This window comes from Saccharothrix tamanrassetensis, from assembly GCF_014203665.1.
Lineage (GTDB): Bacteria > Actinomycetota > Actinomycetes > Mycobacteriales > Pseudonocardiaceae > Actinosynnema > Actinosynnema tamanrassetense.
Window position 1 is genome coordinate 252,568 of the sequence record NZ_JACHJN010000003.1, and the last position, 23,675, is coordinate 276,242.

Here is a 23,675-nt window from a genome sequence, read left to right on the forward strand (position 1 = left end):
CTTAAGAGGACAGCTTCTCCCTCTGGAGAGGTATATGTGTCCACTTCGGCGGGGGGCGAGCGGCGGCGGTCGGCGGGCCTAGCGTTCTGGGCGATCCCGGTGGAAGGACGCTCCATGGCAACGATGGTCTCGGCCCGGCGTGTCGTCGGGTTCTGGTGGCTCGCCCTCACCGCGGTGGCGATAGCGGTGTTCGCGCCGTTCCCGTACCTGACGGCGCCGTTGAACGACCTCGGGGACTCCGGGCTGGCCTCGCACTACGCGACCAAGCCGGCGTGGGTGCACGTGGTGCTCTACGTGCACATGGTGGGTAGTGGTCTCGCGTTGCTGCTGTCGCCGGTGCAGCTGTCATCACGCCTTCGTGCCCGCGTGCCGCGACTGCACCGGGTGGTCGGGCGGGTCACGGTCGTGGCGATGCTCGTCGGCGGTACGGCGGGCGGTGTGCTCGCACCGATGAGCGTCGCGGGGGTCGTGGGCGCGTTCGGGTTCGGGCTGCTGGCGGTGCTGTCGGTGGCGTTCCCGGTGCTGGGGTTCGTGGCGATCCGACGGGGCGACGTCGCGGGGCACCGCCAGTGGATGCTGCGGGCGTTCGCGATGGTCTACGCGGGGGTGATGCTGCGGGTCGGGATCGCGGTGCTGATGCCGTTGACGGGTGACTTCATGAGCGCGTACCTGCTGATGCCGTTCGGCTCTTGGGTGCCGAACCTGCTGCTGGTGGAGTGGGTGCTGTGGCGGGAGCGGGCGCGGGGACGGGTGGTCGTCGCGCCTCGAACGGCGGTCTGAAACGGCGGTCTGAGGAGTAGCGGATCAGTGGGTGTCGGGTTCGGTGGTGTCGCGAGGGCGGGCGTCCAGGGCAGCCGCCTCCTCCGGGGTCGGAGCGGTGCCGCCGAGGTGGGCGGGCTGCCACCACTGGCCGTCGCCGGACTCCGGGTAGCGGGCCTGCGCCTCGTCCAGCAGTTCCTGCATCCGGGTGCGCAGGGCCTGGTCGGTGGTCGGTTCGACGGGCTCGCCGACGATGATCGTCACCGGTACGTGCCGCTGGGTGAGGCTCTTCGGGCGCCCCTTGGTCCACAGCCGCTGGGTGCCCCACACGGCGGTCGGCAGGAGCGGTACGCCGGCTTCGGCGGCCAGGCGCACCGCGCCGCTCTTGACGTCCTTCACGGTGAACGAGCGGCTGATGGTGGCCTCCGGGAAGATGCCCACCACCTCGCCCGACCGCAGCGCGGTCAGGGCCTGCCGGTAGGACTCCTGGCCGGCGGCGCGGTCGACGGGGATGTGGTGCATCCCACGCATCAGCGGCCCGGAGATCCGGTGCTCGAACACCTCGTGCTTGGCCATGAACCGCACCAGGCGCCGGGCCGGCACGGCGCCATAACCGGCGAAGACGAAGTCCAGGTAGCTGACGTGGTTGCAGGCCAGCACGGCCCCGCCGGTGGTCGGCACGTGGCGCGCGCCGTCCACCGTGACACGGAGGTCGAGCACGCGGAACATGAGCTTGGCCGCGGCGATCACCGGCGGGTACACGCGATCTGGCATGACGTGAACGGTACGCTACTGGCGGGTAACTGTGCTTCCTTCGTGCTCCCGGACGACGCGCGGTACGCCGGCCAGGTCCTCTTCGTTGCACAACAGCTTGAGGTTGTAGTACGGCGAGCCCTTGGTGTCGTCGTAGTCCAGGTGGATCGCGATCACGTCGACCGGCTCACCCAGCCAGTCCTGGGTCTGCCGCAGCCAGGACGAGGCCCGTTCGAGTGCGCTGGGCAGATCGTCGTCCCGGAATTCCACCGGCCGATAGGGGACTTCCTGCACCTGGTCCCGCTGGTTGGCAGGCATCGGCAGGTCTACCGCCACCCCGCTGTCGTTGAGATCGAGTTGGATCGTTTCCTCACTCACGTCTTTGAGGGTCCACCACCCCACGTCCTGCGGCAAGAGATGAACGCGTCACGACTCGCGCGGGTCGGTGGTCCACCGCCACTTCCGACGGCGCGGCAGGTCGCCCAACGCCTGCCTGCCGTTGGCCCAGAGCAGCGTCTGCCAGGGGTCGGTGTCGGCCGGAGCCTCGGGGAACAGCCGCCGCACGACGCGTTCCGCGAGGTCCTCCGAAGGGACGAAGTCGAGCCCGAGCCCGCGCCCCGCGTCGGAGGTGTGCACGAGCAGTTCGTCACACCCCATCCCGGCGAACCCGGACCCGTCCGACATGCCCCACGGGTGCCAGCCGAGCGCTGCATCGGGAGCGCCCGCCACCACCCTGGCCAGCACCGTCGTGAACGACCGGAGGGTCGCCACCAGGTCCGCGGGCGGTGTCGACGGCCGCACCTCGAGGTCCACGGTGCTCAGTTCACGCGGTCCGGCGGCGAACTCCGTCGCGTACCAGAGCAGCACGTCGCCGACGTGTGCCACGGTCTGCGCGACCGTCCAGTCCAGGTCCGGGACGGCCACCGTCCAGTCGGCGTCGACCGCACCGCCGAGGAACGCCGCGCACTCGTCTGCGGCCCGGGTCAGATCATCAGCGTCCATGCCGGAAAACTCCCTCGCGTTCGGCTCACCCGCGAGTGACTATTCCGGACATGTATGACATCCGTTTCGCCGGCCAGGACGACCTCGCCGAGGTGCTGGCGCTGCTCGTCCGGCTCCAAGCCGACACCGCGCACCACATCGGCTACCTCGGTGAGACGCTCGGCGAGCTCACCGAGGAGCTCGCCGAATTCGAACCGGACTGGCCCTCGTGCACGGTCGTTGCCACCGACGACTCCGGCCGGCTGTGCGGGGTGCTCAGCGTGGAGGTGGACACCGAACTCGGTCGGGTGTTCCTGCACGGCCCGTTCGTGGACGTGCCGGTGAACCACCCGGCGGGCAGCCGGATCTGGGACCAGACTTCCGACGCCCTGTACGCGGAGGCCGCACCGCTGCTGCGGGACATCGAGGACCGGGAGGTGTACGGCCACACCGAGCACCGGCGCCTCGCCGCGTTCGCGCAACGGCACGGCTTCACCGCGGGTCGCGCCAGCGGGATCTACGTGCTCGACGGCGACGGCCTGCGCGGTCTGCTGCTGCGCGAGGCCGGCTGCCCCCGCACCGGTCCGGCGCGGGAGATGCGGGTGCTGCCGACGGATGCCGCCGTCCACGAGGCGGTCGCCGTGCTGCACGAACGCTGCTTCCCCAAGACCTACCTGTCCGGCCGGAAGCTCGTGGACGGCAGCGGCAAGCACACCGTCGTCGTGGCGATGGACGGCGACAAGGTCCTCGGCTACGCGGCGGGCAAAGCCGAGCCGGGGGAGTACTACATCGACTTCGTGGCCGTGGAGCCCGATGTGCGCGGCGCGGGCGTCGGCGCCGCGCTGGTCACCGAACTGGTGTGGAAGCTCGCCGAACGCCTGGGCGCACGCCCCCAGGCCGCGGCGTCCATCCTGGCCGGCAACGCCTCGTCCCGACGCATGTTCGACCGCCTCGGCTTCCGCCTCCACCTCGAACTGGTCGCCTACCGCGCCCAGCGCGCAGCCTGAGTGCCGCGGGGGCCGTCTTCCGACGGCCCCTGGTAACCGCTCAAGCTGCCCTGGCGCTGACGACGTCGTCCGCCTTCGGCGGGGTGTACCCCTTGTGCCGCAGTGACAACAACCCGCCGACGATCAGCGTGACCAGCACGCCCATCGGGGTGTACCACGGGTAGGCCAGCACCTTCGAGGTCGCGGTCGCCGCCGAGAAGTCGATCGTCAGCGCCGCCTCGGGCCCGGCGAACTTCACGCCCAGGATCACGAACGCCATCACCGCGACGGTCACCACGAACGCCACGATCGCGTCGGTCTGCCGGGCCTTCCGGAACAGCAGCCCCAGCAGGAACGCCCCCAGCAGGGCGCCGTAGGTGAACCCGGCGATCGACAGCCCCTGCTCCACGATCGGGTTCCCGCGCCGCGTGAACGACGCGAACAGCCCGGCGCACACGATCAGCAGGCCCGCCCACACCACGGTCCAGATCCGCCCCTGCCGGAACACCTCCGCCTCCGTCATCGGCCGCCGCACCACCCGCTGGTACACGTCCGTCACGGTCGACGAGGCCAGCGCCCCCAGCGACGACGACAGCGCCGCCGCCAGGATGCCCGCGATCACGAACCCGGACAGGCCCGACGGCATGTCCCGCACGATGAAGCTCGCGAACAGCTCGTCGGCGTTGTCCAGCTTCAGGTCCTTGACCGGGTGCGCCCCTTTGTAGAACGCCCACAGCATCACGCCGATGAACAGGAACAGCCCGAACTGGAGGAACACCACCACACCGCTGGCGATCAACGCCTTCTGCGACGCCTTCACGTCCTTGGTCGCCATCAGCCGCTGCACGATCAGCTGGTCCGCGCCGTGCGAGGCCATGGACAGCACCGCACCGCCGACGAACGCGGTCAGAATGGCGTACGGCGAGGTGAACGGGCTGGCGGCGAAGTCCAGGACCTGGAACTTGCCGGCGTCGGCGGCGGCCGAGAACCACCCGTCGGGCAGCTTCCCGGACAGCACCACGATCACCGCGACCGCGCCCAGCACGTACCAGAGCATCTGGATGGCGTCGACCCACACCACCGCGCGCACGCCGCCCAGGAAGCTGTACACCACCATCACCAGGCCGAGCACGACCACGATCAGCCAGTACGACGCGTTCACCCCGTACGCGGCGAGGACGACCTTCACCGGGATGGCGGTGGCGAACAGCCGCAGCCCGTCCGCGAGCAGCCGGGTGATCAGGAACGTCACCGACGCGGTGCCCCGCAACCCGCCGCCGAACCGCTTGCCGAGGAACCCGTACGCGGTGACCAGCTCGCCCGCGATGTACTTCGGCAGCAGCACGAACGACACCACGATCCGCCCGATCAGGTACCCGATCGCCAGCGACAGGAACGTCATCGTCCCGCCGTACGCGACGGTCGGCACGGACAGCACGGTCAGCGTGGACGTCTCCGCCGACACCACCGACACGCACACCACCCACCACGAGATGCGCCGCTCGCTGACGAAGTAGTCCGTGGCCGACCGCTGCCGCCCGGCGATCCACACCCCCAGCAGCGGCATGCCCACCAGGAACAGCACGATGATCGCCACATCAAGTGCGCGCACGGTGTCCTCCAACTCTGAGCCCGGTGACGGGGGTGTCCGCGGGGTCCGGCAGGCGCAGGGGGCCCCGGCCGGGGGTGATCGAGCCGAGCAGGCGCGGGCCGGACGCGCCGGTGGCGGCGGGCACGTTCGCGGGCAGCCCGTGCCAGGTCAGGAAGCCCAGCAGGGCCGCCAGGTAGGCCTCCTTGCCGTCGGCGGGCAGGCCCAGCTCGTCGCTGCCGCGCAGGTTCACCTTCTTCCGCAACGAGTCCACCAGCACGGGGTTGCGCATCCCGCCACCGGAACCGATCACGGTGGACGCGCCGGCGCACCCGTCGGCGATGGTGCGGGCGGTCAGCTCGGTGAGCGTGGCCAGGAAGTCCTCGGCGGGCAGCACCAGCCCTTCCACCGCGCGGTCCAGGTAGGCGAGGTTGAAGTGCTCCTTGCCGGTCGACTTGGGCGCGGGCCGGGCGTAGTACGGGTCGGCGAGCAGCCGGTCGAGCAGTTCGGCGTGCACGTGGCCGCGTGCGGCGAACTCGCCGTCGGTGTCCTGCGGTCGCATCCCGGCGGACAGCGCGGTCATCGCCGCGTCCATCAGCGCGTTGCCCGGTCCGGTGTCGTAGGCGATCACACCTTCGGGCGAAATCCTGGTGATGTTCGCGATACCGCCGATGTTCAGCGCCACGGCGTCGGGCAACTCCGCCAGCCACAGCGCGTCCAACGTGCTCGCCAGTGGCGCGCCGTGCCCACCCGCCGCGACGTCCCGGACCCGGAAGTCGGCGACCACCGGCAGCCCGGTGGCTTCGGCGATCCACGCCGGCTGCCCGACCTGGAGCGTGCCGAGGCAGCGGCCGTCCGCCACCCGGTGGTGCGCGGTCTGGCCGAGCGAGGCCACCAGGTCGGCCCGGTGGGGCCGGGCGGCCTCGGCGAACGCCTGCCCGAGCCGGGTGTCCAGCACGCACAGGGCCTCGGGGCTGTCGGGAGGCTCGCGCAGGTCCGCCGGGAACGGGTGCTCGCCGTGCCAGACCGGCTCGAGCACGATGGTGGCGCCGTGCAGGGTGAAGTCGCCGACCGCCACGTCGATGGCGTCCATCGACGTCCCCGAGATCAATCCGATCACCCTCACGCCCTGTGTCCTATGCCACACTGCCCGTGGGCGCAAGGGGTGTCGTGGGAAAGTTGCCGGAAATCAACATGGTTCGTTGATTGATCACGGACGGTGGCGTGCGAGGATTGCGCGGTGTCCACGGAGCTCCTGATCTGGATCGTCGTAGTCGTCGCGTTGCTGCTCGCGGTCGCCATCGTCACGGGTGTCGTGCTGGCCAAGCGCAGGCGGATCAGCCTGGCCGAACCCGAGCAGGACAAGCCGGTCAAGGGTTACCAGGCGGGCGGCGGCGTCACGTTCGCCCAACCGGGCCGCGTGGTCGAACCGGACGTCGCCGGCAAGCCCGAGGTCACCGCCACACCGCCGGCGGTCCCGCATCCGGTCACCAAGCCGCCGGTCACCAAAACCCCGGTCACCAAGGCCCCGGTGACCAAGCCGCCGGTCACCAAAGCCCCGGCTGCCAAGCCGCCGGTCGCCGAACCGCCGGTCGCCGAACCGCCGGTCACCGAGACGCCGGTCGCGCCTGCCGAACCCGAGGTGGCCGCGCCGGAGCCGGTCGAGCACCCGGTCGCCGACCGCACCGAGGTCGACGGCCAGCCCGGCGTCGGCGACGACGCCGCCGTGCCGCGCGACTCGGTCAGGCGCGGCTTCGTGGAAGTGCCGCTGCCCGAAGAGTCCTCCGAGATCGACGAGATCGAGCCCACCGCCGGCCGGCTGGAACGGCTGCGCGGCAAGCTCGCCCGGTCCCGCTCCACGTTCGGCCAGGGCCTGCTCGGCCTGCTCGGCGCGGGCGACCTGGACGAGGACTCGTGGACCGACGTCGAGGACACGCTGCTGCTGGCGGACCTCGGCTCGAACGTCACCGACCAGGTGGTGAACGCGCTGCGCGAGCAGATCGCGGCCCGTGGCGTGCGCTCCTCCGACGACGCCCGCGCACTGCTCAAGGACGTGCTGGTCGACGCGCTGCACCCGGAGATGGACCGCGCCGTGCACGCCCTGCCGCACTCCGGCAAGCCCGCCGTGGTGCTGGTCGTCGGTGTGAACGGCGTCGGCAAGACCACGACCACCGGCAAGCTGGCCCGCGTGCTGGTCGCGGACGGCCGCACCGTGCTGCTGGGCGCGGCCGACACGTTCCGCGCCGCCGCCGCCGACCAGTTGGAGACGTGGGGCTCGCGCGTCGGCGCGCGCACCGTGCGGGGAGCCGAGGGCGCGGACCCGGCGTCGGTCGCGTTCGAGGCGGTCAAGCAGGGCGTGAACGCCGGCGTCGACACGGTCCTGGTGGACACCGCCGGCCGCCTGCACACCAAGACCGGCCTGATGGACGAACTGGGCAAGGTCAAGCGCGTGGTGGAGAAGCAGGCGGCGGTGGACGAGGTGCTGCTCGTGCTGGACGCCACCACCGGGCAGAACGGCCTCACCCAGGCCCGGGTGTTCGCCGAGGTGGTGGACGTGACCGGCATCGTGCTGACCAAGCTGGACGGCACCGCCAAGGGCGGCATCGTGTTCCAGGTGCAGCGCGAGCTGGGCGTCCCGGTCAAGCTCGTCGGCCTCGGCGAGGGCGCGGACCACCTGGCCCCGTTCGAGCCCGCCGCGTTCGTGGACGCCCTGCTCGGCTAGCGCCGGCGGCCTACGCGTCGGCGCAGCGGTGCCAGCACTCCTTGACCTGCCGCCGCGCCGGGAACACGTGGTAGTGCAGCGGCTCCAGCGCCGACCGGACCACGTAGGACGACGGCCCGGTCGGATCCTCCCGCGGCATCACGTACCGCAGGCGCCCCGGCACCGGCTCCCGCCACCCGTCCCGATTCGTCGCCCGCACCCGTGCGCCCGGGAAGGCGCGGCGGTACTCGCCGATCAGCTCCACCAGCCACTGCACCCGGTCGGCCGGGTTCCCGGCGGGCACCGGGTCCAGCTCCGCGCCGTCGCTCCACCTGCCCACCACCTGGCGGTCGTCCCAGTGCAGGGTCAGGGTGCGGCCCTCGTATGTCGTTCCCACGCGGAAGATCCTGACCGGTGGGACCGGCGTTCGCCGAGCCGGGTCATCCGATCGAGTCGTCCCGGAATGGGCGTCCGGCGTCACCTCAGAGCGGCCTGGGCGGACAGCCGGCGGGCAATGGCGAGCATCTCCGGCACCATCCGGTCGACGGCTTCCTCGGTCAGCCGCCCCTCCGGTCCCGACACCGACACCGCCGCCCTGGTCGGCCCGCCGGCCAGCGGCACGGCGATGCACCGGACCCCCAGCTCCTGCTCGCCCTCGTCCAGCGCGTACCCCTGCGCGGCGATCCGGTCCAGCGACGCCAGCAGCTCGCCCGCGTCCGTGATGGTGTTCGGCGTGTAGGCGGGCAGCCCGGTCCGCTCCAACAACGCCCGCGCCTCGTCGCGCGGCAGCTGCGACAGCATCGCCTTGCCGACCCCGGTGCCGTGCGGCAGCAGCCGCCGGCCCACCTCGGTGAACATCCGCATCGAGTGCCGGGACGGCACCTGGGCCACGTAGACGACCTCGTCACCGTCCAGCACGGCCAGGTTCGCGGTCTCCCCCACCGAGTCCACCAGCTGCGCCAGGAACGGGCGTGCCCACGTGCCGAACTGCCGCGAGGCGCTCTCGCCGAGCCGGATCAGCCGCGACCCGAGGGTGTACCGGCGGTTGCTGTTCTGCCGCACGTACCCCAGCGCGACCAGCGTGCGGATGAGCCGGTGGATGGTCGGCAGCGGCAGCCCGGAGGCGGTGGCCAGCTCGGACAGGCTCGCCTCGCCGCCCGCGTCGGCGAGCCGTTCGAGGAGGCCGAAGGCACGCTGCAACGACTGGACGCCGCCCGTGGACTCCCGTGCCATCGGACCACTCCTCCGTTGCTGTTCCGCGATGCAAAAACTATAGTCCACGAAGTAGAACTCTTTCGCCAGAGAGGTGGGCCTGTCATGACCGGTATCCGCGTGCTCGGGGGCGACGTGGAGCGCGGCGGGGAAATCCTCACGCCGGACGCCCTGGAGTTCGTCGCCGGCCTGCACCGCGCCTTCGCCGCCACCAGGGACGACCTGCTCGCCCGCCGGAGGGACCGGCGTCCCCTGGGGTTCCTGGACGACACCGCGCACATCCGCGAGGGCGACTGGCGGGTCGCCGAAGCGCCCGAACCGCTCCGCGACCGCCGCGTCGAGATCACCGGCCCCACCGAGCGCAAGATGACCATCAACGCCCTCAACTCCGGTGCGAAGGTCTGGCTGGCCGACCTGGAGGACGCCAACACCCCGCACTGGCACAACGTCGTCGCCGGTCAGGTCAACCTCTACGACGCCGCGCGTGGCACCGTCGACTACCGGTCGCCGGAGGGCAAGCACTACTCGCTCAAGGACGGCGACCGCCCCACCGTCGTGGTCCGGCCGAGGGGCTGGCACCTGCCCGAGCGGCACATCGAGATCGACGGCAGGCCCGCCGTGGGCGCGCTGGTCGACTTCGGGCTGCACTTCTTCCACAACGCCGGGCTCGGCCGGCCGTACTACTACCTGCCGAAGCTGGAGAGCCACCTCGAAGCACGCCTGTGGAACGCCGTCTTCACCGCCGCGCAGGCCACCCTGGGCGTCCCGCACGGCACGATCCGCGCCACCGTGCTGATCGAGACGATCCCCGCCGCGTTCGAGATGGAGGAGATCCTCTACGAACTGCGCGACCACGCCTCCGGTCTCAACGCGGGCCGGTGGGACTACCTGTTCAGCATCATCAAGTACTTCCGCGACCAGGGCCGGGACTTCGTCCTCCCGGACCGCAACAGCGTCACCATGACCGCGCCCTTCATGCGCGCGTACACCGAGCTGCTGGTCCGCACGTGCCACAAGCGCGGGGCCTTCGCGATGGGCGGCATGGCGGCGTTCATCCCGAACCGCCGCGATCCCGAGGTCACGCAACAGGCCCTGGCGAAGGTCCGCGACGACAAGAACCGCGAGGCGAATGACGGGTTCGACGGCAGTTGGGTGGCGCACCCCGACCTCGTCCCGGTGTGCCGGGAGATCTTCGACGCCAGGCTCGGCGACCGGCCGAACCAGCTCGACGTGCTGCGCGAGGACGTCGACGTCACCGCCGACCAGCTCCTCGACTTCAAGTCGGCCGGCGGGCACGCGACCCGCGCGGGCGTGGAGAGCGCCGTGGACGTGGGCGTGCGCTACCTGCTGTCCTGGCTGGGCGGCAACGGTGCGGCGGCCATCCACAACCTGATGGAGGACGCGGCCACGGCGGAGATCTCCCGTTCGCAGTTGTGGCAGTGGATCCACAACGACGTGGTGCTGGACGACGGCACCCCGGTGACCGCGGACCTGGTCCGCGAAGTCCTCCACGACACCAGGGGCAGGCTCGACGGCGAGCACCTGGACCTGGCCGTGGAACTGTTCGAGCAGGTGGCCCTGTCCGACGACTTCGTGGACTTCCTGACGCTGCCCGCCTACGAGCGGATCGCCTGACATGCCGAGGACGTCCCTGGACCCGTCGGCGGTCGCGGCGGCCACCGCCCGGCTGTCCGACGCGGACCAGCGGGCGCCCGAGGGCCGCCAGCCGGTGCACACCTGCTACGTCCCGGCGGACGGGGTCACCGCGTCCACCCTCGCGGACTGGGGCGCGCAAGCGCTTGCCGCGTTGCACCGGCACGCCCCGACCCCGGCGGACCTGGCCCGCATCCTCGCCGTCCCGGACGCCTTGGCCGAGGTCCTGCACGGCAGGGTGCGGGCCAAGCTCGCCGTCGAACCGGTGGAAGACCTGCGCATCGACTTCGAGGACGGCTACGGCACCAAGCCCACCGAGGACGACGACGCGGAGCGGACCGCCGGCATCGTCCGGACCTGGCTCGCCGACCGCACCGCGCCCGCCCGGTTCGGCCTGCGCATGAAGTCCTTCGACACCAAGGCGTCGCGCGACCGGGGCATCCGCACCCTGGACGTCTTCCTGACCGCGCTCGGTGAGGTGCCGCCGAACTTCGTGATCACGTTCCCCAAGGTCACGTCGGTGGCGCAGGTGGAGGTCTTCGGCGACATCCTGGACATGTTCGGCCAGGACCTCCGCTTCGAGATCCAGGTGGAGACCACCCAGTCCATTGTGGACGGCAGCGGTCGGCTGGCCATCCCGGCGTTCATCGAAGCGGGACGGGGCCGCGTGACCGGCCTGCACTTCGGCACCTACGACTACACGGCCGGCTGCGGCCTGGGCGCGTCCCACCAGCACCTCGCCCACGAAGCCTGTGACTTCGCGCGGAACGTCATGCAGGTCTGCGCGGCCGGCACCGGTGTGGCGCTGTCCGACGGCTCCACGAACGTCCTCCCGGTGGGCGACAACGTCGAACACGGCTGGCGGACGCACTACGAGCTGGTCCGGCGTTCCCTGGCGCACGGCTTCTACCAGGGCTGGGACCTCCACCCGGCGCAACTGGTCACCCGCTACGCGGCGGTGCACGCCTACTACCTGGAAGGCGCGGAAGCCGACGCGGAACGCCTGAAGGCCTACGTCGAACGGTCCGGCGGCGCGGTGCTGGACGAACCCGCCACCGCCCAAGCGCTCTCGGCGTCCTTCCTCCGCGCCCTCGACTGCGCGGCCCTGGAACCCGACGAGGTCCGGAGGCTCACCGGTCTGGACATCCCGGCCCTGCGCGCCCTGGCCCGACGGACGCCGATCGGGTAGCACTTCCCGGCCCGCACTTCCCGGGTAGCTCTGCTCGGGTAGTGCTGTTCGGGCGACAACGCCCTGGTAACACCGTCAGGATTTCCGGCGACCAAGGAAGGACGACCACGCCGCCGGAGGCCCCATGTTCGCCGAACGCCTGGAGGACGCACGTCGGGCCCTGGAAGAGGGCAACCACGACCAGGCCGTGCTGATCGTCGGCAGCGGGCTCGCAGAGGCCGCGCGCCAGGCCGCGCAGGGCGACGGCGACGCCCTGGCCTGGACCATGATCCTCACCAACGAACTGGACGAGCTCACCGAGGAGGTCCTGCCGCCGGCCGACCGCACCCGGCCGTGGGAGGACCTGCGGGCCCTGGCCAAGCGCACCGGCACCACCCCGGCCGAGCTGGGTGCGTCGCTGCGCCTGGCGGTGCTGCACCTGCGAGCGGACAACCCGGACGCCGCCACCCGGTACGCGGAGACCCTCATCGACCTGGCCCCGCACAACGGCGTCGTCCAGGCGGAGGACTTCGAGATCGCGGGCCCGGAGCCGGGGACCATCCACGACGTGCTGGCCGCCGTCGCGGAGAACCTGTACTACCACCACGAGAAGTTCGCCGAGACCGAGTCCCTGGCGCGTCGGATGACGGAGCTGTTCCCGGACTCGGCCACCCCGTGGTACTACCTCGGCCACTCCGCCTCGCGCCTGGACCACCACGAGGACGCCGTCGCGGCCCTCTCCCGACTGGCCGAGCTGTTACCCGACCAACCAGGCCCCCTGATCGCGCTGAGCCGCGCCCTCTACTACGTCGACCGCGGCCGGGAGGCCGTCGAAACCGCCACCAAGGCGATCGAGCTGAAGCCGGACGACCTCCAGTACCGCTTCGCCCGCGCCCAGATGCGCATGGGCACCGGCCACCTCGAACAGGCTGTGGCCGACCTGGACATCGTCATCGAACAGGCCCTCCGCGCCCCGCTCCACGAGCCCCGCGACGACCTGACCCAGGTCGAGTACCAACGCGACCTGCCGCTGCGAGACCTCGCCGACTTCGCCCGCATCACCCGCCTGCACCTGCTGGTCGACCTCGACCGCGGCACCGAGGCCAAGGCCGACGCCCACGACCTCGCCGCCACCGCCGACGAGGCCACCGCCGGCGCGGCCCACGCGATCCTCGGCGGACTCGCCTACGCCGAGGGCGACTTCGACCAGGCCGTCATTCACTTCACCGGCCAGCTGGACCGCCACGGCTCCACCGAGGCCCGGCTCGCCCGTGCCGCCGCGCACGAGGCGGCCGGGCGCCTGGAGGAGGCGATCGCGGATCTCGACGCCCTGTCCAGGCAGGACCGCGATCCGCAGGCGGCCGTGGAGGCGCTGACCGAGCTGGCGGAGCGCCATCCGGACCACCTGGGACTCCGGAAGGCCTTGGCCCACGCCCTCCTCGAAGCCTGGAGACCCGCCCAAGCCGCCGAACTCCTGGAGGACGTCCGCGCCCAACTGCCCGACGACTGGCAGGTGCACGCCTGGCTCGGCATGGCCCAGGTGACGCACAGCAACGAAGAAGAACACTGGAACCAGCTCACCGAGGTACGCATCTTCAAGGCGCTGGATCTGCTGACCGAGGCCGTCCGGCTGGCGCCCGACGAGCCGTACCCGAGGCTGCACCTGCGCTGGCTGGTGGAGCGCGCCTGCACCCAGCCGGCCATCGTGGACCGCCTGGCCACGCTGCACTTCCTGCTCAAGGAGCACCGGGAGGACTTCGGCCTGGTGGACGCCCTGCCGGAGCTGGACGAGCCGTTCACCCGCTGGTACCGGGCGACCCGGGGCGAGCAGGGCGAACGCCGCTGGGCGCGGTCCCTGGTCGAGTTGACCGCGGCCCGCGCGGCCACCGAGGGGAAGCTGCCGATCCTCACGGCCATGATCGACCTGCGCTTGGCGGACAACTACCTGCGGCTGTACGAGGTGCAGAAGGCGATGGACCACCTGGCGTCCGCCGAGGGCGCGATGGTGGAGATCGGCCGCCTGCCGGTGATGGCCGGACCCGCCCTGGACCGCGTGGACGAGGACGCCCGGGACAGCGGGCGGCAGGTGGCCACGATCGACCTGGACCACCTGGAGCTCAGCGTCGCCGCGCAGGGTTCGCTGCGGGACTGGCTCGCCCTGCTCCGCTCCCAGGCGCTGCAACGGATCGGCGACGTGGACGGCGCGCTGGACGAGGCCGCCGACCGGGACACCGGCGACGCGTTCGTCGCCCTGCACCACCGCGCGCTCCTGCTCCGCGACGCGGGCCGGGCCGAGGAGGCGCTGGCGCTGCTGCCGGAGCTGGCCGGGCTGGTCGGGCCCCACCAGCTGAACAACGCCCGCAAGCTCGCCAACCTGGAAGCCACCATCCACCTGGCGCTGCGGGACTTCCGGCAGGCCGCCAAGGTGATGGAGCAGGCGCTCAAGACGGTCCGGCCCGACTCCTACGACGCGTCCGTGTTCGTCGGCAACCTGATCACCGCGTACATCCAGCAGGGCAAGGCGCGCAAGGCACTGCGCCTGATGGAGCGCTACCAGCTGCCCGAGGGTTCCCAACTGCCCCTGGTCTACGGCAGGCACGTGGTGCGCGCGCAGGCGCTCACCGAACTGCGCGACTTCCGAGCCGCGCTCGACTCCTACCAGGCCGCCCTGGCCACCGCCGACGACCTGCGCGGCAGGCTGCACGACGAGCGGTCGCGGATGTCGTGGCAGGAGCGCCAGCTGTCCGTCTACGAGGTGGCGGTGGACGTCGCGCTGGCCGCCGAAGACACCACGGCCGCGCTGGAACTCGTCGAGCGCTCCAAAGCCCGCGCGTTCGTCGACCAGCTCAGCCTCGGGCACGTCGAGCCCACCGAGCGGACCGAGAAGCTGCGCCGCAACTGGGAACGCGCCCGACGCCGTTACACCACCCTGGAAACCCTGGCCGCCGCGCCGGACCCGGCGTCCGAGATCGAACTCCGACTGCGCTACCGCGAGCTCAACAACGGCCGCGGCGCATCGTCGGACGACCTCGCACGCGAACTGGAGGCCGAGCAGAGCGCGGTGGACCGGCTGGCCCGCCTGCTCGCGCTGGAACAGGTCAAGAGCAAGACTTCGGTGGCCGGGGAAACCCTGACCGGTCCCGAGATCCACGCCCTGCTGGCCGAGGACCGCCGCTGCGTGCTGGCCGAGTTCTTCGTCGCCGAGGACCGCACGCTGCTGTTCGTGATGACCCCGGACCAACCGGAACCCGAGGTCTACGAATGGGACCTGACCGCCGCCGCGCTGACCGAGGCGGTCGGCTACTTCTTCGACACCCCGGTGCGGGCCCTGGTCCCGGCCGAGTTCGCCGAGGCGTTCGGCCCGCTGCTGGAGCCGATCGCCGACCACTGCGCACCCGGTGACGTGGTCCTGCTGGTGCCGCACGGCCTGCTGCACTACGTGCCGCTGCACGCGTTGCTGATCGAGCGCAACCCGGTGTGCCGGGTGCCCAGCGCGTCGCTGCTGAGGTACCGCAGGCGCGCGGAGAGCCGCCAGTGGCGCACGGCCGCGGTGTTCGGCGACTCGCGCGGCGACCTGGTGCACTCCCGCCAGGAGGCGGACCTGGTCGCGTCGCTGTTCGGCGCGGAAGCCGCGCTCGGCGACGACGCGTCCCGCGAGCGCCTGCTCGCCGCCGTGACGGCCGAACCGGGCCCCGACCTGATCCACCTGGCGTGCCACGGGCGGTTCGACGACGAGCGGGCCGTCGACTCCGCCGTGCTGCTCGCCGACGGCCGGCTGACCGTGGAGGACATCTTCCAGCTCAGCCTCACCGCGAACCTCGTGACGCTCAGCGCGTGCGAGAGCGGCGTCAACGCCAACCGGGCGGGCGACGAGCTGATCGGCCTGACCCGGGCCGTGCTGTACGCGGGCGCGCCGTCGTTGGTGGTGAGCCTCTGGGAGGTGGACGACCTGTCCACGGCCCTGCTGATGGCCGACTTCTACCAACGCCTGCGGGCCGGCGAAGACCTCGCGGGTGCGCTGAGCAGGGCTCAACTCGCCTTGGCCGCGACCACCGCGCGGGACGTCGTGGACTACTGCGACGGACGCCTGGCGGTCACCCCGGACCCGTTCACCGCTGCGGCGCTGCTGCTCGACCGGGCGAGGGCGCAGTCCACGGCCGGCGACCTGGAGGCGGCGATGGCGACCTGCCGCGAGGTCGACGCGAAGTCGGCCGACGTGCGCGGGGAGCCCGCCCGCCTGCTGCGCGCCCGTGCCGCGCGTCAGCTGAGCCTGCTGACGTTGAAAGCGGAATCGACGCCGCCGGTCGACTACGGCACGCGGCCGTTCGGGCATCCCTACCATTGGGCGGCATTCGTGCTCGTCGGTGATTGGCGGTGAGGGCAGTGCTGTTGTCGTCGTTGACCAGGAGCCACGTCGTCGTGCGGGACGACGTCCGGGTGCCTCAGGCGAGAGAGGCGTTGGACCGGGTGGACGCCGAGTACGTGGTCGTCGTGACGTCCGACGGCAACCCGTTGGCGGTGTTGGGCCGACCGGAGCTCGCCGGCCTGGGGACGACCACCGACACCCTGACCACGGTCGCCCACCGCCTGCCGCCGCTGGTGGTGATCGGCGGCGACCCGGACGAACTGGACCTGGACGAGCTGTTCGACCTGGCGGAGCTGGTGGTCCGCGAGGGACTGCGGTTCGTGCTGGTGGAACGCGACGGCCAGCCGTCCGGCGTGGTGCCGCGCAACGCGATCTCCGAAGCCCTGCCGCTGGACCTGCTGGACACCGGCGTCCGTGCCGGCAACCCGAACGTCCCCGCGCTGCGGTACGTGTGCCGCAAGTGCGCGCCGCCGTCGTTCCAGCTGCCCAGGGTGCCGGGGGAGAACGGCCGACCACCCAACTGCCGCCGCGTGTTCTTCCACGGCTCGATGGAACCGGACGCCTGATGTTCGCCTCGGTGCTGCGCGAGATCACCGGCTACCTCGACAAGCGCGCCCTGATCTCCACGTTCTTCCCGGTGCTGGTGTTCGTCGGTGGTGTCGGGATCGTGGTGTGGACGACGGTCGCCGGCGTGGACGGCGCGGTCAAGTCCTGGGGTGCCCGGCCCGCGACGGTGCAGGTGGTGCTGGTCGCCGGGTTCCTGGTCCTGGTCGCGTTCCTGACCTTCGTGCTCGGCAACCTGCGCGAGTGGCAGGACCGCATGTGCCAGGGCTACTGGCCCACGTGGGCGGCCAAGGCGGCGAAGTGGTTCGCCGGAACCCACCGGGCGGCCCGCGGGAAGCTGATCGCCGAGGACGAGGCCCTGCAACGCCGCGAGGAGACCTTGGCCGTGGAGCGCGCGGCCCTGCCCAGCCCCGACGACACCACGCCGGGCACGTTGTCCGACGAGGCGTTCGCCGAGATGTTCAAGACCCTCGACGCGCTGCCGGCCCAGGACCCGCCCACCTGGCCGGACGGCACCGCCGCCGCGCTGACCGGCCTGGTGCGCTCGGTCCGCACCAGGCCGGACCGGGTGGAAGCGGTGACCGGGTTGGCGCTGAGGCTGGACGCCCACCTGGCGGCGGTGGAGCAGCAGGTCCGCGACCGACGCGCCGAGGTGCAGCAGAAGCTGTTCCTCTGGTACCCGCAGCCGCCGGGCGACGTGCAGCCGACTGCCATGGGCAACGTCGTGCGGGCGGCCGAACAGCACCCGTCGACCCGGTACAAGCTGGACGCGGTCGTCCTGTGGACCCGGCTGCAGCCGTTGCTGCCCAAGGACTTCGCGGAGACGGTGAAGGACGCCAAGGTGTCGGTGGACCTGCTGCTGACGATGGCCGGGTTCCTGCCGCTGTTCGGGGTTCCGCTGACGTGGTGGCTGGTGTGGCGGCTGCCGAGGATCGAGGGGTTGGCGGCGTGGCTGACGGTGTTCGCGATCGCCGTGTGCGCCTTCGCCCTGTGCCGGGCGGCGCCTCGCATGACGCCGGTGGTGGCAGCCGGGGCCGGTTTCCTGGTGGTCCACACGTTCACCGGCTTCTGGCACCCGGTGCTGAGGGCCGAAGTCGGTCTGCTGTGGACGGCCGCGCTGTTCGTCCTGTCGTACCTGCTGTACCGCAACGCCACCCACGCCACGTTGGCGTACACCGAACGCCTACGAACCGCCTTCGACCTGTACCGCTGGAAGCTGCTGGAGGAGCTGAGGCTCAAGCTGCCGGAGACGTTGGCGGAGGAGCGGAAGGCGTGGAGCGGCCTGAGCCAGTTCCTGTACCGAGGAGGAACGACCGACCCGACCGCCCTGCACTACGAGCACCCCAAGCCGGACCCTATCGCTTGAGTCCGGCGACGAACGCCGTCCAGGTCTTGCCTGGGAGGGACAGCCGGGGGCCGGTGGGGTTCTTGGAGTCGCGGACGTCGGTGTGGGAGTCGGTCAGCCGTACTTCAACGCAGTCGTTGCTGGCGGCGGCGCTGTGGCTGCTCTTGAGCCAGCCTGTGTCGTGGCGCATGGTCACGTTTCCTTCGGTCAGGGAGGGTCCACCGCCGGCTTTGGGCACTTGAGGTCGGACGCTACCGCTTGAGTTCGGCGACGAACGCTGTCCAGCCCTTGCCGGAGATGGTCAGCCGGGGGCCGGTGGGGTTCTTGGAGTCGCGGACGTCGACACTGGCGTCGGTAGGGCGGACTTCGACGCAGTCGTTGTTGGCGGCGGCGCTGTGGCTGCTCTTGAGCCAGCCTGTGTCGTGGCGCATGGTCACGTCTCCTTCAACGACTCGATCAGCAGGGCCTTCGAGGCCTCAGGCGAGAGTGCCAGTTCGTGGACGCGCTCGAAAGCCCTCCCCATCGGTTGAGTGTCGGACGGCTGGTTGTAGTAAGTGGTCGGTCCGTAGATCGCTGGTGCGTAACCGATTCTCGGAGCGGACACGAAGTCGAGGATGATCAAACTTCCACCGAGGGCGGGGTTGTCCGCGGTGCCGGAAGGCAGGACCTGCACGGTCATCGCCGGGTGCTTCGCCATCAGTTGCAGCACATGAAGGATCTGGCCCTGCATCACCGACGCGTCTCCGAGCGTGTTGCTCAGCGCATCCTCGGTGAAGACGAAGGTTAGGACCTTCGGGCGGGCGGCTTCGAGTACTCGGCGTTGCTGCTCCAGGCGGAACGCCACCTTCGCCTCGGCTTCGTCGGTCTCATACCAGACGCTGCCCGCGACTTTGATCAACGCGCGAACGTAGTCCGGCGACTGGATCAGGCCGGGAAACGTGCCAGAGGTGTACTGCCTGATCTGCGAGGCGTTCGCCTGCAGGTCGGCAAGGCGCTGGAAGGCTTCCGGCAGGACGTCGGTGTAGGACCGCTTGGGTGCCCGCCGTCGCGCTTCCACGCCGATGGCGAGGATCGTCTCGCGTTCCTCGGCGGTCGCGTCGTAGAAGTCGAGCAAGGTCAACAGATCGTGGTGCTTGAGCGCGCCCTTGCCGTGCTCGACCTGGCTGATGCGGACGTAAGACTTGCCGATGGAGGTGCCCGCTTCCTGCTGGGATCTGCCCGCTCGCTGTCGCAACTCCTGTAGCGCCAAGCCCAACTGCATCCGCTCGACTGTTTGCTGTGCGTCGGGCACGCGACCCCTCACTCTTCCAGGGCAATGATCTAACGGAACTTACGGTCTATCGTCTCAGCTATCCGTCAATTCCGTATATCTCAGCTGCTATCGCACTCTACGGGAGGCTTCCATGTATCGCGGCAGTCCGGTCGAGGTCTCGACCCAGGTCGACATCGCCGAGAACTTCACCCTGCTCAGTGCCGTCCACAACGGCGGTGAACAGGTCGAACTGGAGTTCTCCGGTGGCACGCACGCGGCGCTGTTCTTCACCCGGCGGGGGTTCGAGCAGTTCAAGCAGCAGTGGCCCGCGGTGGTCGCCAAAGCCGAAGAGGCTTTCAAAAGTCACTAGAACGGGTGACAGTCCCGGCCAGGTGCGGGTGCTTGGCCGGGACCGGTGTCGTGCCGTCAGAACGCAGGCAGTGTGTGCCAGGCGGCACCGGCGTCCTCGGCGTCGTCGCGCAACACCGAACCCTCGATCAGCCCGTAGGGCCGGTCCGCCGCGTAGAAGACCTCGTTGCCGTTCTCCAGCCCGAACGGGCTCAGGTCGACCTCGAAGTGGTGCTTGTTCGGCATCGACAGGCGCACCTCGGCGACCTCCGGCCGTTCCTCCAGCACCGCCGCACCCATCGCGTACAAGGTCTGCTGCAACGACAGGCTGTACTTGGCCGCGAAGGTCCGCAGCAGGATCCCCCGCACCTCGGCGAAGCTCTCCGCCCAGTCGATCCCGGACCCCTGGTACCGCCACCGCGCCGTCACCGACGTGGCCAGGATCCGGTCGTCGGTCTCCTTCAACGTGGTGTACCGATCACGCGGGAACCCGTGGAACTCCGAGCCGGTGGACTTCAGCACCACCAGGTCCTTCAGCCCCGACACCACCCACGCCCGCGGACCCTCCACCGTCACCGCCGTGGTCCGCTTCTCGTTGCTGCCCTGAAGGAACGAGTGGTCGTTGCCCTCGATCCGCTGCCACGAGTGCTCGTCGATCAGCACCCGTGCCCCGGTGATCGCCTCCTGCGTGGACACGAAGTGCCGCCCCAACCGCAGGGCGAAGTCCTCGATCTCACCGACCGGGGCCTCCTTGGCGAACGCGTAGACCGTGTTCTTCTGCGTGTCCGTCGCCAACACCGCCGAGTTGTCCCCGGTCAGGTGGGTCTCGGCGAGGTCACCGCGCAGCGAGGTGCTGACCGTCAGGTCCTTGATCGTGTGCACGGAGCCGTCGCGGGTCACCGTGACGAGTCGGTTCTCCGCTTTCCCGTACTGGTTGGGCCCCAGGACGATGGCCATCGGTCAGCTCCCTCGCGTGTCGTGACGGTCGAGCACCTTCCGCAGCCGCAGCGCGGCGATCTCGGCCAGTTCCCGGTTCACCACCCGGAGTTCCGCATCGGCCGGGTGCTCCAGCCGGGACGCCAGGTCGGCCAGCACCTGCTCACCGCTCAACCCGGTCGCGCACACCAGGTAGATGTGACCGAACCGGTCCTCGTAGGCCTGGTTGGCGGACTTCAACCGCTCGGCCAGCGTCCCGGCCACGCCGGACTGCTCGTCGGCCGACCAACGCGCCGAAACGCCGCCGTGCGCGGACTTCTCGCCGATGCGGGGGTGGCCCGCGATCGCGGCGCGCACCTCGTCGTCGCTCAGCGAGGCGGCCCGGTCGGACGCGGCCAGCAGCGCGTCCACCGAGGCGTACGGGCGGCCGGCGAGCACGGCGTCGACCCAGCGGGGCACGGCGAGGCACTCGGCCAGCAGCGGGCGGAGCTCCGCTGCCGGCGCGGAGTTGAACCCGTCCAGATCGGGCACTGACGCTCCAAGTTTCTGTATCGCGGAAAGTCGTTTCCGCTCTGAGGGACGGTACGAGTGGCACTCGGGGCGTGTCAACAGTCATCTGCCGGTCCGGCGCATCCCCTCGCCGAAGTCCGTGCCGGCGCATTCGGATGGTCGCTTCTCGGCCATCCGGCTGGAAGAGTGAGCCCCATGGACCTGGTATTCCGGGCGAACCGGGCGATCACCCCCGACGGCGGGACGGCCGCCGACGTCGGTGTGCGGGACGGTCGGATCGTCGCCGTGGCCGAACGGGGCCGACTCGTCGGGGACCGTGTCGTCGAACTGGCCGAGGACGAGGTGCTGCTGCCCGGTCTGGTCGACACGCACGTCCACGTGAACGACCCCGGCCGCGCGGAGTGGGAGGGGTTCGCCACCGCGACCCGGGCGGCGGCGGCCGGCGGCGTCACCACGATCGTCGACATGCCGCTGAACAGCCTGCCGCCCACGACGTCGGTCGACGCGCTGGAGGTCAAGCGCGCCGCCGCGCGGGGGAACGCCCACGTGGACGTGGGTTTCTGGGGCGGCATCGTCCCCGGCAACCTGGCCGACCTGCGGCCGTTGCACGACGCCGGCGTGTTCGGGTTCAAGTGCTTCCTGATCCACTCCGGGGTGGACGAGTTCCCGCACGTCTCGTCCGCGCAACTCGCTGCGTCGTTGACCGAGCTGCGGTCGTTCGACGCGCTGGCGATCGTGCACGCCGAGCACCCGTCGGACGTGACGGAACCCGGACCGGACTACCCGGGCTTCCTGGCGTCGCGTCCGCACCGGGCCGAGCACCACGCGATCGCGGACCTGGTGCGGGTGGCCCGCGAGACCGGGGCGAGGGTCCACGTGCTGCACCTGTCCAGCGGTGAGGCGCTGAGCGAGGTCGAGGCGGCCAAGGAGGAGGGCCTGCGGCTGACCGCCGAGACGTGCCCGCACTACCTGACGTTCGTGGCCGAGGAGATCGGGGACCGCGCCACCCAGTTCAAGTGCTGCCCGCCGATCCGCGACGCGGCCAACCGCGAACTGGTGTGGCGGGGCCTTCGGGCCGGCTCGATCGACCTGGTGGTCAGCGACCACTCGCCGTGCACGCCGGAGCTGAAGGAGGGCGACTTCGCCACCGCGTGGGGCGGCATCGCGAGCCTGCAACTGGGCCTGTCGGCGGTGTGGACGCAGGCCCGGCAACGCGGCCACGCCCTGACCGACGTGGTCCGCTGGATGGCGGCGGGTCCGGCCGAACTGGTCGGGCTGCGCCGGAAGGGCCGGATCGCGGAAGGCCACGACGCGGACCTCGTGGTCTTCGCGCCGGACGAGGCGTTCGTGGTGGACCGGGCCGCGTTGCACCACCGCAACCCGGTCACGCCCTACCACGGCCGTCCGCTGGCCGGGGTCGTCCGGCAGACGTGGTTGCGCGGCAAGAGGATCACCGGAGACCGGCCGCAGGGCCGGTTGCTGAGCAGAGGAGACGCATGACCCCCACCTGGACCCGGCTGCCGGACCTCGCGTCGCGTGCCGTGGGCGGCGGTGTGGCGTGGGCCAACGACGAGCTGTTCGCCGAGCGGGAGAACCTGATCACCAAGGCGGAGCCCGAGTACCGGCCGCACACCTTCGGCCACAAAGGACAGATCTACGACGGCTGGGAGACCCGCCGCCGCAGGGAGGCGGGCGACGACAGCGCGATCGTCCGGCTCGGTCTGCCCGGGGTGATCCGGGGCGTCGTGATCGACACCGCGTTCTTCAAGGGCAACTACCCGCCGTTCGCGACGGTCGAAGCGACCCGCGCCACCGGTCACCCGAGCCCGGACGAGCTGACCGGGTGGGAGGTCGTGGTGCCGAAGTCACCGCTGGAAGGCGATCGGAAGCACTACTTCGACGTGGCGGTGGAACGCCGCTACACGCACGTCCGCCTGATCATCCACCCGGACGGCGGTGTGGCGCGGCTGCGGGTCTTCGGCGAACCGGTGGCCGACCCCGGGCTGCTGCTGCCGGACGCGCTGGACCTCGCCGCGTTGGAGAACGGCGCGTCCGTCACCGGGTGCAGCAACATGTTCTACAGCTCGCCGAGCAACCTCATCGCGCCCGGTCAGGCCAACAGCATGGGCGACGGCTGGGAGACCGCGCGGCGCCGTGACGACGGCAACGACTGGGTGGAGATCAGACTCGCCGCCGCCGGTCGGGTGCGGCTGGCGGAACTGGACACCAGCCACTTCAAGGGCAACGCGCCGGGCTGGGCGTCGGTGCGGGGTCGGGACGCCCGCAAGGACCCGGACGACTGGTTCGACCTGCTGCCCCGGACCCGCCTGCAACCCGACACCCGGCACCGGTTCCGGGTGTCCGGCGGGGAAGTCACCCACGCGCGGCTGGACATCTACCCGGACGGCGGTATGGCGCGGTTGCGGCTGTTCGGCTCGCTCACCGAGGACGGGCTGGCCGAACTCGTCCGGCGGCACGGGGAACTCACGGGTTAGCCCGGAGGACGTCAGCCCAGCGGTGGACGCCGTGTCCGACTTCAGGCGGTTGTGCGCC

General features: G+C 71.0%; 23 protein-coding genes. 11 read left to right on the top strand and 12 right to left on the bottom strand.

Going from position 1 to position 23,675, the window contains the following annotated elements:
• Nucleotides 1-114: 114 nt before the first annotated feature.
• A complete protein-coding gene (locus FHS29_RS10280) occupies nt 115-780 on the top strand; it encodes a DUF2306 domain-containing protein (protein WP_184690342.1) in 666 nt (221 codons plus the stop codon).
• A gap of 24 nt (nt 781-804) precedes the next feature.
• On the opposite strand, the gene FHS29_RS10285 is transcribed toward FHS29_RS10280, so the two are convergent.
• Genes FHS29_RS10285 through FHS29_RS10295 form a run of 3 tightly spaced genes read right to left on the bottom strand, consistent with a single transcriptional unit; the run spans nt 805 to nt 2,514 of the window.
• Entirely contained in the window at nt 805-1,533 is a 729-nt protein-coding gene (locus tag FHS29_RS10285; protein ID WP_184690343.1) for a lysophospholipid acyltransferase family protein, read from the bottom strand.
• Nucleotides 1,534-1,548: 15 nt separating this feature from the next.
• Nucleotides 1,549-1,890, bottom strand: a complete 342-nt coding sequence (locus FHS29_RS10290; RefSeq protein ID WP_184690344.1) for a hypothetical protein — start codon at nt 1,888-1,890, stop codon at nt 1,549-1,551.
• A gap of 48 nt (nt 1,891-1,938) precedes the next feature.
• On the bottom strand, nt 1,939-2,514 hold the full coding sequence (locus tag FHS29_RS10295) for a maleylpyruvate isomerase family mycothiol-dependent enzyme (RefSeq protein WP_184690345.1): 576 nt from the start codon (nt 2,512-2,514) through the stop codon (nt 1,939-1,941).
• A 50-nt stretch (nt 2,515-2,564) separates the two neighbouring features.
• On the opposite strand from FHS29_RS10295, the gene FHS29_RS10300 reads away from it, so the two are divergent.
• Nucleotides 2,565-3,500, top strand: coding sequence for a GNAT family N-acetyltransferase (locus FHS29_RS10300; protein WP_184690346.1), 936 nt, complete (start codon nt 2,565-2,567; stop codon nt 3,498-3,500).
• A 40-nt stretch (nt 3,501-3,540) separates the two neighbouring features.
• Here FHS29_RS10300 and FHS29_RS10305 read toward each other — a convergent pair whose 3' ends face one another.
• Both FHS29_RS10305 and FHS29_RS10310 read right to left on the bottom strand, forming a co-directional pair.
• Complete coding sequence (locus FHS29_RS10305) at nt 3,541-5,091, bottom strand: sodium:solute symporter (RefSeq protein ID WP_184690347.1); 1,551 nt, start codon at nt 5,089-5,091, stop codon at nt 3,541-3,543.
• A complete protein-coding gene (locus FHS29_RS10310; protein WP_184690348.1) occupies nt 5,078-6,193 on the bottom strand; it encodes an anhydro-N-acetylmuramic acid kinase in 1,116 nt (371 codons plus the stop codon). Before FHS29_RS10310 ends, FHS29_RS10305 begins: the two co-directional genes overlap by 14 nt.
• Before the next feature lie 114 nt (nt 6,194-6,307).
• Between FHS29_RS10310 and ftsY the strand changes: the two genes are divergently transcribed.
• Nucleotides 6,308-7,789, top strand: coding sequence for a signal recognition particle-docking protein FtsY (gene ftsY / locus FHS29_RS10315; RefSeq protein WP_184690349.1), 1,482 nt, complete (start codon nt 6,308-6,310; stop codon nt 7,787-7,789).
• 10 nt (nt 7,790-7,799) lie between these two features.
• Here the strand turns inward: ftsY and FHS29_RS10320 are convergent, their stop codons facing one another.
• Together FHS29_RS10320 and FHS29_RS10325 are read right to left on the bottom strand one after the other, a co-directional pair.
• Nucleotides 7,800-8,165, bottom strand: a complete 366-nt coding sequence (locus FHS29_RS10320; protein WP_184690350.1) for a hypothetical protein — start codon at nt 8,163-8,165, stop codon at nt 7,800-7,802.
• Between the two features lie 80 nt (nt 8,166-8,245).
• Nucleotides 8,246-9,001, bottom strand: coding sequence for an IclR family transcriptional regulator (locus tag FHS29_RS10325; protein WP_184690351.1), 756 nt, complete (start codon nt 8,999-9,001; stop codon nt 8,246-8,248).
• 84 nt (nt 9,002-9,085) lie between these two features.
• On the opposite strand from FHS29_RS10325, the gene aceB reads away from it, so the two are divergent.
• The 5 genes from aceB (at nt 9,086) to FHS29_RS10350 (ending at nt 18,097) form a co-directional block, all read left to right on the top strand.
• Nucleotides 9,086-10,615, top strand: a complete 1,530-nt coding sequence (aceB, locus tag FHS29_RS10330; RefSeq protein WP_184690352.1) for a malate synthase A — start codon at nt 9,086-9,088, stop codon at nt 10,613-10,615.
• Nucleotide 10,616: 1 nt separating this feature from the next.
• Nucleotides 10,617-11,822, top strand: coding sequence for a DUF6986 family protein (locus FHS29_RS10335; protein WP_184690353.1), 1,206 nt, complete (start codon nt 10,617-10,619; stop codon nt 11,820-11,822).
• A gap of 124 nt (nt 11,823-11,946) precedes the next feature.
• Entirely contained in the window at nt 11,947-16,179 is a 4,233-nt protein-coding gene (locus FHS29_RS10340) for a CHAT domain-containing protein (RefSeq protein ID WP_184690354.1), read from the top strand.
• A complete protein-coding gene (locus tag FHS29_RS10345) occupies nt 16,176-16,733 on the top strand; it encodes a hypothetical protein (RefSeq protein ID WP_184690355.1) in 558 nt (185 codons plus the stop codon). Before FHS29_RS10340 ends, FHS29_RS10345 begins: the two co-directional genes overlap by 4 nt.
• Nucleotides 16,733-18,097 (top strand): hypothetical protein, encoded by a 1,365-nt coding sequence (locus FHS29_RS10350; RefSeq protein WP_184690356.1) that lies wholly within the window; start codon nt 16,733-16,735, stop codon nt 18,095-18,097. Before FHS29_RS10345 ends, FHS29_RS10350 begins: the two co-directional genes overlap by 1 nt.
• Here the strand turns inward: FHS29_RS10350 and FHS29_RS10355 are convergent.
• The 3 genes from FHS29_RS10355 to FHS29_RS10365 all read right to left on the bottom strand — a co-directional run bounded on the left by FHS29_RS10355 (nt 18,087) and on the right by FHS29_RS10365 (nt 19,367).
• Nucleotides 18,087-18,266 (bottom strand): DUF397 domain-containing protein, encoded by a 180-nt coding sequence (locus tag FHS29_RS10355; RefSeq protein WP_184690357.1) that lies wholly within the window; start codon nt 18,264-18,266, stop codon nt 18,087-18,089. The genes FHS29_RS10350 and FHS29_RS10355 overlap by 11 nt on opposite strands.
• Before the next feature lie 61 nt (nt 18,267-18,327).
• Nucleotides 18,328-18,507, bottom strand: a complete 180-nt coding sequence (locus FHS29_RS10360; protein WP_184690358.1) for a DUF397 domain-containing protein — start codon at nt 18,505-18,507, stop codon at nt 18,328-18,330.
• Between the two features lie 2 nt (nt 18,508-18,509).
• Complete coding sequence (locus tag FHS29_RS10365; protein ID WP_184690359.1) at nt 18,510-19,367, bottom strand: helix-turn-helix domain-containing protein; 858 nt, start codon at nt 19,365-19,367, stop codon at nt 18,510-18,512.
• Between the two features lie 112 nt (nt 19,368-19,479).
• On the opposite strand from FHS29_RS10365, the gene FHS29_RS10370 reads away from it, so the two are divergent.
• Nucleotides 19,480-19,698, top strand: a complete 219-nt coding sequence (locus tag FHS29_RS10370) for a hypothetical protein (RefSeq protein ID WP_184690360.1) — start codon at nt 19,480-19,482, stop codon at nt 19,696-19,698.
• 56 nt (nt 19,699-19,754) lie between these two features.
• Here FHS29_RS10370 and pucL read toward each other — a convergent pair whose 3' ends face one another.
• Both pucL and uraD read right to left on the bottom strand, forming a co-directional pair.
• Nucleotides 19,755-20,633, bottom strand: a complete 879-nt coding sequence (gene pucL, locus FHS29_RS10375; RefSeq protein WP_184690361.1) for a factor-independent urate hydroxylase — start codon at nt 20,631-20,633, stop codon at nt 19,755-19,757.
• 3 nt (nt 20,634-20,636) lie between these two features.
• Entirely contained in the window at nt 20,637-21,143 is a 507-nt protein-coding gene (uraD, locus tag FHS29_RS10380; RefSeq protein ID WP_184690362.1) for a 2-oxo-4-hydroxy-4-carboxy-5-ureidoimidazoline decarboxylase, read from the bottom strand.
• 174 nt (nt 21,144-21,317) lie between these two features.
• On the opposite strand from uraD, the gene allB reads away from it, so the two are divergent.
• Both allB and alc read left to right on the top strand, forming a co-directional pair.
• Nucleotides 21,318-22,622, top strand: coding sequence for an allantoinase AllB (gene allB / locus FHS29_RS10385; RefSeq protein WP_184690363.1), 1,305 nt, complete (start codon nt 21,318-21,320; stop codon nt 22,620-22,622).
• Nucleotides 22,619-23,617, top strand: a complete 999-nt coding sequence (gene alc / locus FHS29_RS10390; protein WP_184690364.1) for an allantoicase — start codon at nt 22,619-22,621, stop codon at nt 23,615-23,617. Before allB ends, alc begins: the two co-directional genes overlap by 4 nt.
• Nucleotides 23,618-23,675 lie beyond the last annotated feature (58 nt).

Bases quoted from the DNA above. Each gene is read 5' to 3' on its own strand.
- FHS29_RS10370 (WP_184690360.1), top strand. From the start codon at position 19,480: ATGTATCGCGGCAGTCCGGTCGAGGTCTCGACCCAGGTCGACATCGCC.
- FHS29_RS10285 (WP_184690343.1), bottom strand. From the start codon at position 1,533: ATGCCAGATCGCGTGTACCCGCCGGTGATCGCCGCGGCCAAGCTCATG.
- FHS29_RS10350 (WP_184690356.1), top strand. From the start codon at position 16,733: ATGTTCGCCTCGGTGCTGCGCGAGATCACCGGCTACCTCGACAAGCGC.
- FHS29_RS10295 (WP_184690345.1), bottom strand. From the start codon at position 2,514: ATGGACGCTGATGATCTGACCCGGGCCGCAGACGAGTGCGCGGCGTTC.
- FHS29_RS10360 (WP_184690358.1), bottom strand. From the start codon at position 18,507: ATGCGCCACGACACAGGCTGGCTCAAGAGCAGCCACAGCGCCGCCGCC.
- FHS29_RS10325 (WP_184690351.1), bottom strand. From the start codon at position 9,001: ATGGCACGGGAGTCCACGGGCGGCGTCCAGTCGTTGCAGCGTGCCTTC.
- aceB (WP_184690352.1), top strand. From the start codon at position 9,086: ATGACCGGTATCCGCGTGCTCGGGGGCGACGTGGAGCGCGGCGGGGAA.
- allB (WP_184690363.1), top strand. From the start codon at position 21,318: ATGGACCTGGTATTCCGGGCGAACCGGGCGATCACCCCCGACGGCGGG.
- FHS29_RS10300 (WP_184690346.1), top strand. From the start codon at position 2,565: ATGTATGACATCCGTTTCGCCGGCCAGGACGACCTCGCCGAGGTGCTG.
- alc (WP_184690364.1), top strand. From the start codon at position 22,619: ATGACCCCCACCTGGACCCGGCTGCCGGACCTCGCGTCGCGTGCCGTG.
- pucL (WP_184690361.1), bottom strand. From the start codon at position 20,633: ATGGCCATCGTCCTGGGGCCCAACCAGTACGGGAAAGCGGAGAACCGA.
- FHS29_RS10355 (WP_184690357.1), bottom strand. From the start codon at position 18,266: ATGCGCCACGACACAGGCTGGCTCAAGAGCAGCCACAGCGCCGCCGCC.
- FHS29_RS10340 (WP_184690354.1), top strand. From the start codon at position 11,947: ATGTTCGCCGAACGCCTGGAGGACGCACGTCGGGCCCTGGAAGAGGGC.
- FHS29_RS10280 (WP_184690342.1), top strand. From the start codon at position 115: ATGGCAACGATGGTCTCGGCCCGGCGTGTCGTCGGGTTCTGGTGGCTC.
- FHS29_RS10335 (WP_184690353.1), top strand. From the start codon at position 10,617: ATGCCGAGGACGTCCCTGGACCCGTCGGCGGTCGCGGCGGCCACCGCC.